The organism is Massilia sp. CFBP9026 (assembly GCF_034045165.1).
GTDB lineage: Bacteria > Pseudomonadota > Gammaproteobacteria > Burkholderiales > Burkholderiaceae_D > Telluria > Telluria arenae.
In genome coordinates, this window is the sequence record NZ_JAXCWH010000004.1 from 423,239 (window position 1) to 438,376 (window position 15,138).

Annotated in this window: 12 protein-coding genes; 8 read left to right on the top strand and 4 right to left on the bottom strand. The window is 66.5% G+C overall.

All coding sequences use genetic code 11. From position 1 onward, the window contains the following. Positions 1 to 541: 541 nt before the first annotated feature. Positions 542 to 3,340, top strand: coding sequence for a valine--tRNA ligase (locus tag SOM28_RS13045; RefSeq protein WP_123070062.1), 2,799 nt, complete (start codon positions 542 to 544; stop codon positions 3,338 to 3,340). Between the two features lie 46 nt (positions 3,341 to 3,386). Here the strand turns inward: SOM28_RS13045 and SOM28_RS13050 are convergent, their stop codons facing one another. After that, complete coding sequence (locus tag SOM28_RS13050) at positions 3,387 to 4,412, bottom strand: MBL fold metallo-hydrolase (RefSeq protein ID WP_320468376.1); 1,026 nt, start codon at positions 4,410 to 4,412, stop codon at positions 3,387 to 3,389. 129 nt (positions 4,413 to 4,541) lie between these two features. Here SOM28_RS13050 and SOM28_RS13055 point away from each other — a divergent pair, with 129 nt between their 5' ends. Beyond that, positions 4,542 to 5,153: a TetR/AcrR family transcriptional regulator gene (locus SOM28_RS13055; protein ID WP_320468377.1), complete on the top strand. Its 612-nt coding sequence runs from the start codon at positions 4,542 to 4,544 to the stop codon at positions 5,151 to 5,153. On the opposite strand, the gene SOM28_RS13060 is transcribed toward SOM28_RS13055, so the two are convergent. Both SOM28_RS13060 and SOM28_RS13065 read right to left on the bottom strand, forming a co-directional pair. Then, positions 5,150 to 6,361, bottom strand: a complete 1,212-nt coding sequence (locus tag SOM28_RS13060; RefSeq protein WP_320468378.1) for a sensor histidine kinase — start codon at positions 6,359 to 6,361, stop codon at positions 5,150 to 5,152. The two genes, SOM28_RS13055 and SOM28_RS13060, sit on opposite strands and share 4 nt — an antisense overlap. Then, a complete protein-coding gene (locus SOM28_RS13065; protein WP_320468379.1) occupies positions 6,351 to 7,685 on the bottom strand; it encodes a sigma-54-dependent transcriptional regulator in 1,335 nt (444 codons plus the stop codon). Before SOM28_RS13065 ends, SOM28_RS13060 begins: the two co-directional genes overlap by 11 nt. A 181-nt stretch (positions 7,686 to 7,866) precedes the next feature. Between SOM28_RS13065 and SOM28_RS13070 the strand changes: the two genes are divergently transcribed. Genes SOM28_RS13070 through SOM28_RS13080 form a run of 3 tightly spaced genes read left to right on the top strand, consistent with a single transcriptional unit; the run spans position 7,867 to position 12,290 of the window. Next, positions 7,867 to 9,150: an efflux RND transporter periplasmic adaptor subunit gene (locus SOM28_RS13070; RefSeq protein WP_123070012.1), complete on the top strand. Its 1,284-nt coding sequence runs from the start codon at positions 7,867 to 7,869 to the stop codon at positions 9,148 to 9,150. A 40-nt stretch (positions 9,151 to 9,190) separates the two neighbouring features. Next, positions 9,191 to 9,871 carry an ABC transporter ATP-binding protein gene (locus SOM28_RS13075; protein ID WP_123070011.1) on the top strand — a complete coding sequence of 227 codons (681 nt, stop codon included), beginning with the start codon at positions 9,191 to 9,193 and terminating at the stop codon, positions 9,869 to 9,871. Positions 9,872 to 9,881: 10 nt separating this feature from the next. Beyond that, positions 9,882 to 12,290 carry an ABC transporter permease gene (locus SOM28_RS13080; protein ID WP_320468380.1) on the top strand — a complete coding sequence of 803 codons (2,409 nt, stop codon included), beginning with the start codon at positions 9,882 to 9,884 and terminating at the stop codon, positions 12,288 to 12,290. A gap of 1 nt (position 12,291) precedes the next feature. On the opposite strand, the gene SOM28_RS13085 is transcribed toward SOM28_RS13080, so the two are convergent. Next, positions 12,292 to 13,773, bottom strand: a complete 1,482-nt coding sequence (locus tag SOM28_RS13085) for an alanine/glycine:cation symporter family protein (RefSeq protein WP_320468381.1) — start codon at positions 13,771 to 13,773, stop codon at positions 12,292 to 12,294. 144 nt (positions 13,774 to 13,917) lie between these two features. Here SOM28_RS13085 and SOM28_RS13090 point away from each other — a divergent pair, with 144 nt between their 5' ends. From SOM28_RS13090 to SOM28_RS13100, 3 genes are all read left to right on the top strand, one after another. Beyond that, positions 13,918 to 14,115 carry a hypothetical protein gene (locus SOM28_RS13090; RefSeq protein WP_123070008.1) on the top strand — a complete coding sequence of 66 codons (198 nt, stop codon included), beginning with the start codon at positions 13,918 to 13,920 and terminating at the stop codon, positions 14,113 to 14,115. Positions 14,116 to 14,219: 104 nt separating this feature from the next. Further along, positions 14,220 to 14,669 carry a DUF2147 domain-containing protein gene (locus tag SOM28_RS13095; protein WP_320468382.1) on the top strand — a complete coding sequence of 150 codons (450 nt, stop codon included), beginning with the start codon at positions 14,220 to 14,222 and terminating at the stop codon, positions 14,667 to 14,669. Positions 14,670 to 14,708: 39 nt separating this feature from the next. Then, positions 14,709 to 15,050, top strand: a complete 342-nt coding sequence (locus SOM28_RS13100; RefSeq protein ID WP_123070006.1) for an SMR family transporter — start codon at positions 14,709 to 14,711, stop codon at positions 15,048 to 15,050. The last annotated feature ends 88 nt before the right edge of the window (positions 15,051 to 15,138 follow it).

A 15,138-nucleotide genomic window follows, 5' to 3' on the forward strand; every position in this document is an offset into this window, starting at 1 on the left:
CTCTTCCTGCCCCGAGTCGTCTTGCTAACCGTTCTCGTATCTGACAGGCGTTACTTTCCCGCCTCCCGCCGATGATTATCGGCGGCAGTGTCTGACGTCACCGCCAGACTCGCCACGGGTAGCGCCGTTTTCGCTGCAAGAGCGAGGGTGGCGAGCCATGTTTCATACTCCAATCTTCGCTGGTTGCATGCCAAGTACATAGGAAGTCTTCCATCTCGCTCGCTTGGTTTTCGCGGTGAAAATGAATCATGCGATGGCGCGCTTTGTAGCCAACATACACAGCATCAGACACCCTCGATGGAGGTATAGTTCCGCTTTCTTAGCGCCAGTTCTCCTATGGAAATACCGCATACGATTCGCCTGGGTCGCCAGCATTGGGTACGATTGGACATCCATTCATACAAAATCATATGGTATTTACAAATAGACAACAGGGCGGCGGCAGAGCGCGCCAATATCGAGCGATGCCGCCGGGATAGGCTGGCGATGTAAGGTGACCTATAATGGTTCTTTCGCCAAAAATTTCACCTACCAGCACATCATGGAATTAGCCAAGTCTTTCGAGCCAGCCGATATTGAACAGTTCTGGCGCGCCGAGTGGGAAAAACGCGGTTACTTCACCGCCACCATGGACGAGGGCAAGCCATCGTTCAGCATCCAGCTGCCGCCGCCGAACGTCACCGGCACCTTGCACATGGGCCACGCGTTCAACCAGACCGTCATGGACGGCCTGACCCGCTACTACCGCATGCGCGGCTACAACACCGCCTGGGTGCCGGGCACCGACCACGCCGGTATCGCCACGCAGATCGTGGTCGAGCGCCAGCTCGACGCCCAGAAGATCTCGCGCCACGACCTCGGCCGCGACGCCTTCCTGGAAAAAGTCTGGGAGTGGAAGGAAAAGTCGGGCGACACCATCACCGGCCAGATGCGCCGCCTGGGCGCCTCGCCCGACTGGAAGCGCGAATACTTCACGATGGACGAGACCCGCTCGAAGTCGGTGGTCGAAGTCTTCGTGCGCCTGTACGAGCAGGGCCTGATCTACCGCGGCAAGCGCCTGGTCAACTGGGATCCGGTGCTGGGCACGGCTGTGTCGGACCTCGAAGTCGATTCGCAGGAAGAAGACGGCTCGATGTGGTACATCCAGTACCCGCTGGTCGACGGCAGCGGCCACCTGACGGTCGCCACCACCCGTCCCGAAACCATGCTGGGCGACGTCGCGGTTGCGGTCGACCCGACCGACGAGCGTTACACCCACCTGCACGGAAAACTGATCAAGCTGCCGCTGACCGGGCGCGAGATCCCGATCATCGCCGACAGCTACGTCGACAAGGAATTCGGCACCGGCTGCGTCAAGATCACCCCGGCCCACGACTTCAACGACTACGCCGTCGGCCAGCGCGCCGGCCTGGAGCCGATCAATATCTTCACGCTGGACGCGAAGATCAACGAGAACGCGCCTGCGCAATACCAGGGCCTCGACCGCTTCGCCGCGCGCAAGCAGATCGTCGCCGACCTGGAAGCGCTGGGCCTGATGGAACAGATCAAGCCGCACAAGCTGATGGTTCCGCGCGGCGACCGCACCAATGTCGTGATCGAGCCGATGCTGACCGACCAGTGGTTCGTCGCCATGACCAAGCCGGCCCCGGAAGGCACCTTCAATCCAGGCAAGTCGATCACCGACGTGGCGCTGGAAAAAGTCGCCAGCGGCGAGATCAAGTTCGTGCCCGAGAACTGGAGCACCACCTACAACCAGTGGCTGGGCAATATCCAGGACTGGTGCATCTCGCGCCAGCTGTGGTGGGGCCACCGCATCCCGGCCTGGTTCGCCGAAGACGGCAGCATCGTCGTCGCGCGCGACGAAGAAGAAGCCCAGGCCAAGGCCGCCGCCCAAGGCATCACCGGTGCGCTGCGCCGCGACGACGACGTGCTCGACACCTGGTTCTCGTCGGCGCTGGTGCCCTTCTCGACCATGGGCTGGCCCGAAGAAACGCCGGACATGAAGATGTTCCTGCCCTCGTCGGTGCTGGTCACCGGCTTCGACATCATCTTCTTCTGGGTGGCGCGGATGGTCATGATGACCGCCCACTTCACCGGCAAGGTGCCGTTCGAGACCGTGTACGTGCACGGCCTGGTGCGCGACTCGCAGGGCCAGAAAATGTCGAAGTCGAAGGGCAATACGCTCGACCCGATCGACCTGATTGATGGAATAGATCTCGATAGCCTGGTGGCCAAGCGCACCACCGGCCTGATGGACCCGCGCGCGGCCGAGAAGATCGCCAAGGCCACGCGCAAGGAATTCCCGGACGGGATCGCGGCCTTCGGCACCGACGCCGTGCGTTTCACCATGGCGAGCTACGCTTCGCTGGGCCGCAACATCAACTTCGACCTGGGCCGCGCCGAGGGTTATCGCAACTTCTGCAACAAGCTGTGGAACGCGACCCGCTTCGTGATGATGAATACCGAGGGCAAGGACTGCGGCGCTCCGGCTGCCGAAGACCTGTCCCCGGCCGACCGCTGGATCATCTCGCTGATGAACCGCGTCGAGCTCGACATCGCAAAAGGCTTCGCCGACTACCGCTTCGACAATATCGCCAGCAGCATCTACAAGTTCGTGTGGGACGAGTACTGCGACTGGTACCTGGAAGTCGCCAAGGTGCGCGTCCAGCAAGGCACGGAAGCGCAGCAGCGCGCCACCCGCCACACGCTGCTGCGCGTGCTGGAAGTGATCCTGCGCCTGGCGCATCCGATCATTCCGTTCGTGACCGAAGCGCTGTGGCAGAGCATCGCGCCGCTGGCCGGCAAGACCGGTGAAACCATCATGCTGCAGCCCTATCCGCTGGCCGACACCTCGCTGGTTGACGAAGAAGCCGAAGCCTGGATGGAGCAGTTCAAGGCGCTGACCGACGCCACCCGCAACCTGCGCGGCGAGATGTCGCTGTCGCCATCGGTGCGCGTGCCGCTGATCGTCGAGCCGGGCAATGAAGCCGATCGCGCCAGGATGGCGGTGTTCGCACCGTACATCCAGCTGCTGGGTAAGCTCGCCGAAGTGCAGATCGTCGATGCGCTGCCGGAATCGCCGGCCGCGGTGTCGATCGTCGGCACCACCAAGCTGATGCTGAAGGTCGAGATCGATGTCGCCGCAGAACGCGAGCGCCTGTCGAAGGAGATCGCGCGCGTCTCCGGCGAGATCGCCAAGGCCAACGGCAAGCTGTCGAACGAGAGCTTCGTGGCTCGCGCGCCGGCCGCCGTGGTGGCGCAGGAGCAGGAACGCGTGGCGAACTTCTCGGCCACCCTGGCCAAGATGCAGGAGCAGTTGGAGAAGCTGCCGGCTGCTTGATCCGGCGTTTGCCCCAAACAAGAAACGCGGCCTCGGCCGCGTTTTTTTATTTCAGGTTCTGCCACCAGCGCCCGCCGGCATGCGGCTGCTTCAGGTCCAGCGCCTCGCCCATCTCGGGCGTGGTCAGCTTGACGCCCTTGTCGTCCGCCAGCTGCGCGATGCGGTCGAACGGATCCTGCCAGCGGTGCATCCCCAGGTCGAAGGTGCCGTTATGTACCGGGAACAGCCAGCCGGCGTTCAGGTCGAGGAAGGCCTGCATGGTTTCCTCGGGCTGCATGTGGACGTCGGGCCAGCGCTTGTCGTAGGCGCCGGTTTCCAGCAGCGCGACGTCGAACGGGCCGAACCTGTCGCCGATCTCCTTGAAGCCCTTGAAGTAGCCGGTGTCGCCGCTGAAGAACAGGCGCAGCTCGTCGTGCTGGATCACCCACGAGGCCCACAGGGTCTTGCCCGCATCGTGCAGGCCACGGCCGGAGAAATGCTGGGCCGGGGTGGCGGTGATGCGCACGCCGCCCACCTCCGTGCCCTGCCACCAGTCGAACTGGCGCACCTTGGCGCGGTCCACGCCCCAGTCGATCAAGCGGTCGCCCACGCCCAGCGGCGTCAGGAACAGCGTGGTCTTGGCCGCCAGCGCCTTCACCGAGGCGTGGTCGAGGTGATCGTAGTGGTCGTGCGACAGGATCACGGCCTTGATCGGCGGCAATTCGTCGATCGAGATCGGCGGCGCATGGAAGCGCGCCGGGCCGGCCCATTGCACGGGCGAGGCGCGCTCGGAGAACACCGGATCGGTCAGATAGAACTCGCCGCCGAGCTTGATCAGCATGGTCGAGTGGCCAAGGCGGTACAAGGTGTTATCGGGCGCCGCCAGCAGCGCCGCCTGGCTCAGGGCGCGCACCGGCACCGCCTGTTCGGGAATCGTGCCCTTGGGCTTGTCGAACATGAAAATCCACCAGAGCTTGGCCATCTCGCCAAAGCTCATCTTGTGCATCTCGACCGGATTGCGGTATTTCCCGTCGTGGAATTGCGGCGAAGCGGGTGCGGTAGTGGTGCTGGCGAAGGAGGTGCAGGCAGCCATGATAGCGATTGCTCCAAGTAGGATAGTGCCGAATAGTAGGCGCATGATAGGAATGAATAGTCGTAAAGTACACTACACAGTGTAGTATCTAAATTTGAGAAAGTAAACTACTGAGTGTAGAATTCGCGTATGCACACGCCGACCCGCCTGACCGACCGAAAACGCAGCGCCATCTTGGCTGCCGCTGCCGAGCAGTTTCGCGTCCACGGCTATGAAACCGCCAGCATGGATGCCATTGCGGCGCTTGCCGAAGTGTCGAAGCGCACCGTCTACAACCACTTCGCCAGCAAGGAAGAACTGTTCGCCGAAACGGTGATGCAGATGTTCGAAAGCAGCGCCGGCCAGCTCGAACTGGGCTACCGGCCCGACCGGAGCTTGCGCGAACAGCTGGTCGAATTGATGACGCTGAAGATGCGGACGTTGGCCGATCCGGAATTCATCGCCCTGGCGCGGGTGGCGATCGGCGAAGCGATTCACGCGCCGGAGCGCACCTTGCCGGTGATTGCCCGCCTGGGCGAGCGCGAAGAAGGCGTCACGGCCTGGATCCGCGCGGCGCAGGCCGACGGCAAACTCAAGGCCGGCGATCCGGCGTTTGCCGCGACCCTGCTGCAGGGCCAGGTCAAGACCTTTGCCTTCTGGCCGCAGATCGCGATGGGGGCCGCGCCGCTGGCTCCGGAACAACAGGAAATGGTCATCGACGCCGCGGTGTCGATGTTCCTGTCGTATTTCGCGGCCGGCTAAAAACTGATCACGAAGCGGGCGCCCTTGCCCACCGACCGGGCGTAGCGCACGGTGCCGCCGTTTTCATGGACCAGATGGCGCACCATCGCCAGCCCGATGCCTCCGCCCTGCTTTTTCGTCGTGTAGAACGGCGTGAAGATGTGCGGTACCGAGGCCTCGGGAATGCCCGCGCCGTCGTCGGCGACCTCGATGCGCAGGCGGCTGCCGCGCACCAGGCGTGCATCGACCCGGGCGTGGCCGCCGGGCTGCGTGGCCTCGAAGGCATTCTTGAGCAGGTTGATCAGCGCCTGCTCCAGCTGGCCGGGATCGGCCATCAATTCCAGCGAGGCCGGTTCGACGGCAAACGTCACGTCCCCGCCGCGCGCGCGCCAGCCTGGTCCCACCAGCGCATTCACGCACTCGAACAAATCCGCCAGCACCACGCGCTCGGGCCGCGCGGGCGGTACGTTCGACAGGCTGCGGTAGCTGGCGACGAAATCGACCAGGCTGTCGGCACGGCGATTGATCGCCTCCAGCGCCGTCTTCAGGTCAGCGCCAACATCGGATGGCAGGCCGGACTCGGGTTTGTCCAATGCGTCACTCAACAGGTCACGCGCGGTGCGCGACAGCGAAGCAACCGGCGTCAGCGAATTCATGATCTCGTGGGTCAGCACGTGCACCAGCTGGCGCCAGGATTTCAGGGCCTCGGCTTCGAGCTCGCTCTCGACCGGCATCAGCGCGACGAGGCGCTGCGAGGCGCCGTGCAGGGTCAGCATCGAGACCGCCACCAGCGCCCGTTCGACGCCGCGCTCGGTATCGAACTCGATCAGGCGCCGCCTGGTGTCCAGCGCCGCCAGCTGGCGGTACAGCGCGTCGGCGTCGAGCGCCCGCCCGGGCGCGACCACCTTGCGCGCGCTGGCATTGAGCGGCGCCGCGCGGTCGGCGGCGTCGATGGAGAACAAGGCGATCGGCGCATGTTCGAGCCGCGCCTCGAAGGCCAGCGCGTTGTCGAGCAGCGCGCGCTGCTCGATGCCGGTTTCCGGGACGACGGGCGCCGCCTGACGCGCCCGGGCCAGCCGCTCCACGCACCACCACAGCAACGCCAGCAGCGGAAAGGCCGCCAGCGCGCAGCTCACCTGCAGGCGCGGCGACTCGTGCAGCGTACCGGCGCCGAAGGCCAGCGCCAGCATGCCGGCCAGGGCCAGCCAGATGCCGGCCCTAGATCCCATGCTTGCCCAGCTTGCGGTACAGCGCCGCGCGGCTCAGGCCCAGCAGGCGCGCGGCCATGCTAATGTTTCCGCTGGCCTGCTCCATGGCGGCGGCGATGGTGTCGCGCTCCAGGGCGCCGAGCTTGAATTCCTCTCCTGCGGGCGCCGGCGCCGGCATCGCCGCCGGCGGCGCCGTCAAGCCGAAGTCATCGACGTGGTAGTCGGGACGGTTGCCGAGGATGACGGCGCGCTCGCAGGCATGGCGCAGCGCCCGCACATTGCCCGGCCAGTCCCAGGCGCACAGGCGATCGAGCGCGCCCGGCGCCAGCTCGCGCACCGGCCGGGCATACTGGCTTTCATACAGCGACAGGTAATGATGCAGCAGCGCCGGAATATCGCCCCGACGTTCGCGCAGCGGCGGCACGCGGATCACGATCGTGTTCAGGCGGAACAGCAGGTCGGTACGAAACAGCGCGGCGTCGAACAGGCGCGCTTCATCGAGGTTGGTGGCGCTGACGATGCGCACGTCAACCGGCTCGGCGCGGTCGGCGCCGACCGGCGTCACCTGGCGCCGTTCCAGCACCGTCAGCAGCTTGGCCTGTGCCGCCAGCGGCAGATTGCCGATCTCGTCGAGGAACAGGGTGCCGCCCTGCGCGGCCTGGAAGCGGCCCGCGCGGTCGGCCCTGGCGTCGGTGAAGGCGCCGCGCCGGTGGCCGAACATTTCGCTCTCGAAGGTCGCTTCCGGCACGGCGCCCATGTCGACCGCCAGGAAGGCGGCCTTTGCGCGCATCGAGGCGGCATGGATGGCGCGCGCCACCAGTTCCTTGCCCACCCCGTTCTCGCCCAGCACCATCACATTGGCCATGGTCGGGGCCACGCTGGCGATCATCGATTTCACCTCGCGCATGGCCGGCGAGTCGCCCATCAGGCTGGCGTCGACGCCGTCGGTGCTGGCGCCGCGCCGCGCCAGCGCGGCGTCGACCGCCGCCAGCAGGCGCGCATTGTCCCAGGGCTTGGTGATGAAGTCGCCCGCGCCGCGCTTGAGCGCCTCCACCGCCAGCGGCACGTCGGCGTAGGCGGTCAGCACGATCACGGCCGGCGCCTGCGGCAAGGCGCGCAGGCGGTCGAGCAGCGCGAGGCCCTCGGCGCCGTCGATGCGTCCCGGTGTGAAGTTCAGGTCGAGCAGGACCACGTCCGGCACGCCGGCCGCCAGCAAGGCGTCGAGCCGCGCGGGATCGTCCAATGTCGCCACCGCGCCGTGGCGCCGGCGCAGCAGCATCTGCGCGGCGCAGGCGACGTCGGGATCGTCGTCGAGGATCAGGATGCGCGCGGAGGATTGGGACATGGAGGTCGGGATGGTGAGGCCAGCAGGCATTCTAGCAGCGCAAAACGGCGCCGTGCGGCCTGCCCCGGACACCTGTCCAACTCCGCACACCCGACCTGTCCGGAATCGGACAGGTGAAGGCCGAAAAGCCGTCCGCAAGCCCCAGAACCGGCCTGGCACGCCGCTTGCAAAGAGTACCGGTATGGACCAGATACCCCCACCCGCCGTGACCGGCGCCGCCATGGACGTGACGCTGCCGCCACGGCGCGGCCGCCGCGCCGCGCAGCTTGCGCTGGCCTTTATCGCCATCGCTGCCGCCGGCGCGCTGTTGTGGCAGATGCTGCCGCGCGGCCTCGAGGTCGAGCTGCGCGACGTGCGCATCGCCAGCGTCGAAGCGGGCGTGTTCCGCGACGAGATCGTGGTGCGCGCGCTGGCCGAGCCGCTCAATTCGATCATGCTCGATGCGGTCGAGTCGGGCCGCGTCGAAGAAGTCTTCGCCCGCGACGGCCAGGTGGTCAAGAAAGGCGACCTGCTGTTTCGCCTGTCGAACCCGCAGCGCAACCTGGATCTGCTGGCGCGCCAGGCCGAACACGCGCAGCAGATCTCGAACCTGGCCAACCTGCAGGTGGCGCAAGAGGCGGTGCGCACCGACCACCAGCGCCGCCTGAACGATCTCGAATTCGCATTCGGGCAAGTCGAGAAGCAGCACGCCCGCAATGCCCGGCTGGCACGCGATGGCTTCATCTCCGCCGCGGCGCTGGAAGAGTCGGGCGACAAGCTGGCGCAGGCGCGGCGTGCACTCGACGAGGAAAGCCGCGGCATGCGCCTCGAACAGGGCGTGCGCGAGCGCGCCCTGAAGCAGATGGACCAGGCCATCCGCGGCCTGGCCTCGGGCCTGGAACTGGTGGCCGCGACGGTCGATGCGCTGGCGGTGCGCGCGCCGAGCGACGGTGTGCTGACCGACTTCCGCCTGCTGGTCGGCCAGGCAGTGCGCCAGGACCAGGCCATCGGCCGCATCGACGATCCGAACCGCTTCAAGCTCAGCGCCCAGGTCGACGAGTTCTACCTGAGCCGCGTCGATCCGGGCCGCCCGGGCCGCATCGCACAGGACGGCAAGGCCTATGCGCTGCGGGTGAACACCGTCTACCCGCAGGTCAGGGAAGGCCGCTTCAGCGCCGAACTGGTGTTCACCGGCCGCCAGCCGGACGTGATCAGCCCCGGGCAAAGCATGGACGTGCAGCTCACGCTCGGCCAGTCGGCCCGGGCCCTGTTGCTGCCGAACGGCGCATTCGCCAACGACGGCGGCGGCGCCTGGGTGTTCGCGCTGGCCGCCGACGGCAGCCATGCCGAGCGGCGCGACGTGAAGCTGGGACGGCGCAACAACACCCAGGTCGAGGTGCTGCATGGCCTGGCCGCGGGCGACCGGGTCATCGTGTCCGGCTATGCCGGCTTCGGCGAGGCCAGGCGGCTGCGGCTTACCGACTGAACCAGGGTTTATCATCGAACCATCAAACAGGAAACTCCTTATGCTCAAGCTTTCAGGCGTCAGCAAGATCCACGTGGCGGGCGAAGTCCAGACCACGGCCCTCGACCGCATCGACCTCGAGATCGGCGCCGGCGAATACGTCGCCATCACCGGCCCTTCGGGCTGCGGCAAATCGACCCTTCTTGGCCTGCTCGGCCTGCTCGACGTGCCGACCTCCGGCACCTTCCTGTTCGACGGCCACGACGTCACCGGCTGGAGCGAGGCGCGCCTGAACGGCCTGCGGCGCGGCATGGTCGGCTTCATCTTCCAGAGCTTCAACCTGATCGAGGAATTGAGCGTGTTCGAGAACGTCGAGCTGGCGCTCGAGTACACCGGCGTATCGGGCAGCGAACGGCGCCGCCGCGTGCAGGCCATGCTGGACCGCCTGGGCGTGGCCCATCGCAGCAGGCACCGGCCGTCGCAGCTCTCGGGCGGCCAGCAGCAGCGGGTAGCGATCGCGCGCGCGCTGGTGGCCGGACCGGCCGTGCTGCTGGCCGACGAACCGACCGGCAACCTCGACACCGCCCACGGCGACGAGGTGATGCGCCTGCTGCGCACCATCAATGCAGAAGGCACGACGGTGGTGATGGTCACCCACTCGCCCGCGCACGCGGCCCAGGCCTCGCGCACCGTGCGCCTGCTGGACGGGCGCATCGTGGTCGATGCGCTGCAGGCGGCTTGAGGAGATCGGCATGCTACTGCGCGACTTTCGTATCGGCTGGCGACTGCTGGCCCGGGACCGCTCGTATTCGGCGGTCGTGATCCTCGGGCTGGCGACCGGCATCGCCGCCTGCTTCCTGCTGCTTGGGCTGGTGCGCCACTCCTTCTCGTATGACCGCCACGTGCCGCAGCATGAGCAGGTATTCCGGCTGCTGCAACGCTGGAACCTGGAGCTGCTCGGGACCAAATGGGATCCCATGGCGAGCCTGCCCGCGCGCGATGCAGCGCTGGCCAGCGGCCAGCCGGTGCTCGCTACGGCCTTCGTGTCGCGTCCCCTGGATGCGCGCGTCGGCAGCCAGGTCAAAGCCTTCAACCTGACCCTGGTCGATCCGGCCTTCCAGCAGATCTTCTCGCCAAGGGTGCTGGCCGGCGACCTGCAGGCGGCACTCGCCAAACCTGGGGCGCTGGCGCTGAGCCGCGCCACGGCGCTCAAGCTGTTCGGCCGCATCGACGCGGTCGGCGCCACGCTGCAGGGAGACGGCGTCACCTATACCGTGGCGGCGGTGCTGGAAGACCAGCCCGCGGCCACGACGACACCGTACGAAGCGCTGGCAGGCTTCGACGGGCCCTTCCTGCCCGCCGAAGTCCTCCGCGAACTGGAGACTTCATGGGGCTTCAGCGGCGGCGCCGTCTATGTGAAACTGCTGGACGGTGCCGACCCGGAACGCGTACTCGACAACATCCGGCGCCAACTGCGCGAATCGAGCCTGGTGCGACGCATTTTCGCCGAACAGGTAGCCGCCCTGGGCGGACGCGACCTGATCGATTACCGGCTCGACGCGCTCGCGGATGGCTATCTGGCGCCCGACGTGGATGGCGCGATGATCGTGCATGGCAACCGCCAGGGCATGCTGGGCCTGGCCGTGGTGGCGGGATTGATCCTCCTGCTGGCGGCGACCAATTACGTGAACCTCGCTACCGTGCGTACGCTGGCGCGCCAGCGCGAGATCGCGATGCGCAAGGTGCTGGGTGCTTCCGCGCCCGCCGTGGCGCGCCAGTTCCTGGCTGAATCGGTGCTGATCTGCCTGCTCGCCACCCTGCTTGGACTGCTACTGGCCTGGTTGCTGCTGCCGGTGTTTTCCGACCTGGTGCAACGGGAGTTCGATGCCGTCTTCAGCCCCGGCGCACTGGCCGCCACGCTGGCGCTCGGGCTGTCGCTCGGCCTGGCGGCGGGCGCATATCCGACCTGGTCGGCATTGCGCGTACGCCCCGGCACTGCGCTGGCCGGGCGCGGCGCCAGCGAGACCGCGCGCGGCCTGTGGCTGCGACGCTCGCTGACCATCGTGCAACTGGCGACCGCCATGGGGTTGACGGCCACGACGCTGGCGGTGAGCTGGCAGACACGTCATGCCAGCGCGCTCGATCCCGGTTTCGACATGGCTCCGCTCTTGATGTTCCCGGCCATTAACGATGCGCGCGACCCACGCATCCGGGCCCTGCGCGACGAGATCGCGCGCCTGCCCGACGTGGCCGGCGTGGCCCTGTCACACATGCCGTTCAGCGTCGGGCACAACATCACCAGCCTGCGGCGCGAGGGCGGCGAGGTGATCGACCTGCAGAACTATGCGGTCAGCCCGGAATTCTTCGGCGTGTTCGGCGTCAGACCGGTGGCGGGACGCCTGTTCGATGCGGCGCTCGACAAGCCGAAGCAGCCCGACCGGGTCGTGATCAATGCCAGCGCCGCGCGCCGGCTCGGCTTCGCCAGCCCGCACGATGCGATCGGCAAGACCCTTCTCAGGCCCGGGCCAGGCGGGGACGCGCTGCAGATCGTCGGCATCGCTCCCGACATCCGCCATCGCTCGGCGCGCGACGAGCAGGCGCCGACCGCCTATGTCCTGAACGACCGGGTCGGCATGTTCACGGTGCGCACCCGCGCCAACCCCGATGCGACCGCGCGCGCCATCGAGGCGCTGTGGCCGCGCCACTTCCCGAACGAGACCCTGGGCGTGACGCGCATGCAGAAGGTGACCTCGGACATGTTCTACGCCGACGACCTGCGCCTGTCGCAATTGCTGGCGGCATCGAGCGTCATCGCCAGCGCTATCGCGGCCTTCGGCATCTATGTGCTGGCCGCCTACAGCGTGCAGCGGCGGGAAAAGGAGATCGTCCTGCGCAAGCTGTATGGCGCCAGCCGCGGCGCGATCGGCCGCCTGATGGCGCGCGACATCGGCCTGCTGGTCGGCGCCGGCGCCCTGCTCGGCCTGCCGCTGGCCTGGCTGGCGATCCAGCAGTACCTGGGCGGCTTCGCCACCCGGGCCCCGGTCGGCGGCTGGACCCTGGCGCTGGGCCTGCTGCTGGCCTGCGTGGTGGCGCTGGGCGCCACCACGCGCCACGCACTGGCGGCGATGCGCATGCGCCCGGTGCTGGCGCTGCGCGAGTAACTTATTTAACAGGCGCGTCGTCGCGCACAGGCGCTTGCGGCGCGCGCTTGGCGGCGGCGCGCTGCTCCCAGTAGTGCGCGTTCTCGATGCCCAGCGCCTTCGGATCGAACTCAGGATCCTTGCCGGCCTTCTTCTGCGCCTCGTAGTCGCGCAGGCACTTGAATGCCACCTTGTGCAGCATCACGATGGCGACGATGTTCAGCCACGCCATCAGGCCGACGCCGATGTCGCCCAGGCCCCAGGCCACGTCCGCGGTCTTGACCGCGCCGTAGATGGTGGCCGACACGATGCACAGCTTGAGCACGAAGGGCAGCCACGGATGGCGGCCGTGGCGGTCCATGTAGGCGATATTGGTCTCGGCGATGTAGTAGTAGGCAACGATGGTGGTGAAGGCGAAGAACAGCAGCGCGATCGCCACGAACAGCGCGCCGAAGCCCGGCATCACGTTCTCGAGCGCGGTCTGGACATAGCCCGGCCCCGAGGCCACGCCCTGGATGCCGACGAACACCGGCGCGCCTTCCGGCGTCTCGACGTTGTACTGGCCGGTGATCAGCAGCATGAATGCGGTCGCCGAGCACACGAACAGGGTGTCGATGTAGACCGAGAAGCCTTGCACCAGGCCCTGCTTGGCCGGATGGCTCACTTCGGCCGCCGAGGAGGCATGCGGGCCGGTACCCTGGCCGGCCTCGTTCGAGTAGATGCCGCGCTTGACGCCCCACTGGATCGCCAGGCCGAGCATGGCGCCGAAGCCGGCGTCCAGGCCGAAGGCCGAGCTGAAGATCAGCTGCAGCACGCCCGGCAGCTCGCCGATGTTCATCGCCACGACCACGATCGCCACCAGGATGTAGGCGGCGGCCATGAACGGCACGACGACTTCGGCGAAGCTGGCGATGCGGCGCACGCCACCGAAGATGATGATGGCCAGCAGCACGGCCAGGCCGATGCCGGTGTACAGCGGGTCGATACCGGCCGCGGTCCTCAAGCCCTCGGCGATCGAGTTGGCCTGCACGCCTGGCAGCAGCAAGCCGGTCGCGAGCAGGGTGGCGATGGCGAAGGTCCAGGCGTAGCGCTTCATGCCCAGGCCTTTCTCGATGTAGAAGGCGGGACCGCCGCGGTACTGGTTGCCGACCGGTTCCTTGTACACCTGGCCCAGGGTCGACTCGACGAAGGCCGAGCTGGCGCCGAGGAAGGCCATCATCCACATCCAGAACACCGCGCCCGGGCCGCCGAAGGTGATCGCGGTGGCGACGCCCGCGATATTGCCGGTGCCGACGCGGCCGGCCAGGGTCATGGCCAGCGCCTGGAACGAGGACACGCCCTGCTCCGAACTCTTCCCTTCACGCATCAGGCGCACCATCTCGCGCACGTGGCGCAACTGCAGGAAGCGCGAACGCACGGAGAAATACAGCCCGGCGCCGAGGCACAGGGCGATCATGATGGGGCTCCAGATGATGCCGTTGATAGCGTTGACCAGGTCGAGCATGCAATGTCCTTGTGGCTTGGGAAAAAGATGCCACAAGATACAACAATTCGTGAAAAACTTGCATCGAAAAAAAATAGAATGGCTGCGATTCGCCACTGACTCAGCAGGAAATGGCAGCGCGTCAAGACATGGTAGGATCGGGCCATGGACCGACGAAGCGACTACAAAACCTCCCTGCGCATCGACGCCGTGATCCACGAAGCGTCTGCCGACAACCGTTCCAGCACCGCGCGCCAGCTCGCCGAGCTCGGGGTGCCGCTGGACGTGACGATGCGCGTGCTCACCCGCCCGGCCGAACGGCGCCACCAGGTCACGCCGGAAGACGTGCGCAACGCGCCTTGAACGTCAACGCCGGTTTTGGAGGAAACCCTCTGATTCCGGCCCCTCCCGTTGCGAGGTGACTTTGCTACACTCTGCGATACCAACAACAACACTGGAGACACCCCATGCGACACCTGATGCGCGCCGGCCTGATCGCCGCCATGTTCGCCCTGCCCGCCGCCGCGTTCGCGCAAAGCGCCTCGCCGGTCGGCACCTGGAAAACCATCGATGACGAGACCGGCAAGCCGAAGGCGCTGGTGCGGATCACCGAGGAAGGCGGCGTCCTGACCGGCAAGATCGAGAAACTGTTCCGTCCGGCGGACCAGGACCAGAATCCCAAGTGCGTCAAATGCAGCGACGCGCGCAAGGACCAGCCGATCATCGGCATGACGATCCTCTCGGGCCTCAAGAAGGAAGGCAACGACTACACCGGCGGCCAGATCCTCGATCCGTCCAACGGCAAGACCTACAAGAGCAAGGCCAGCCTGGCCGACAACGGCAGCAAGCTCGAAGTGCGCGGCTATGTCGGCGCCCCGATGTTCGGCCGCACCCAAACCTGGCAGCGCGAACAATAAATCTCACCACGGCCCGGCGACGGGCCGTTTTTCTTCCTGATGACCCTCAATCAAGCCTATATCTTCCTCGGCTTCGCCATCGTCGCCGAAGTGATCGGCACCACCGCCCTCAAGGCCTCCGACAGTTTTACCCGTCCCGTTCCCAGCCTGATCACGGTCGGCTGCTACGCCCTGTCGTTCTACCTGCTCACCTTCAGCCTGCGCGTGCTGCCCACCGGCATCGCCTATGCGATCTGGTCCGGTGTCGGCATCGTGCTCATCTCCCTGGTCAGCTGGTTGTATTTCAAGCAAAGCCTGGATTTGGCGGCCATCGCCGGCCTGGGCCTGATCATTGCCGGCGTGATGGTCATTAATCTGTTTTCGAAGAGCGTCGGGCACTAGCACACGCTTGATTCACGCGCCGGGCAATGTCGGCTATGCTAATGCGAACATCACGTCAACCGAGACGTGTTGCCGGACGTTACTTCCA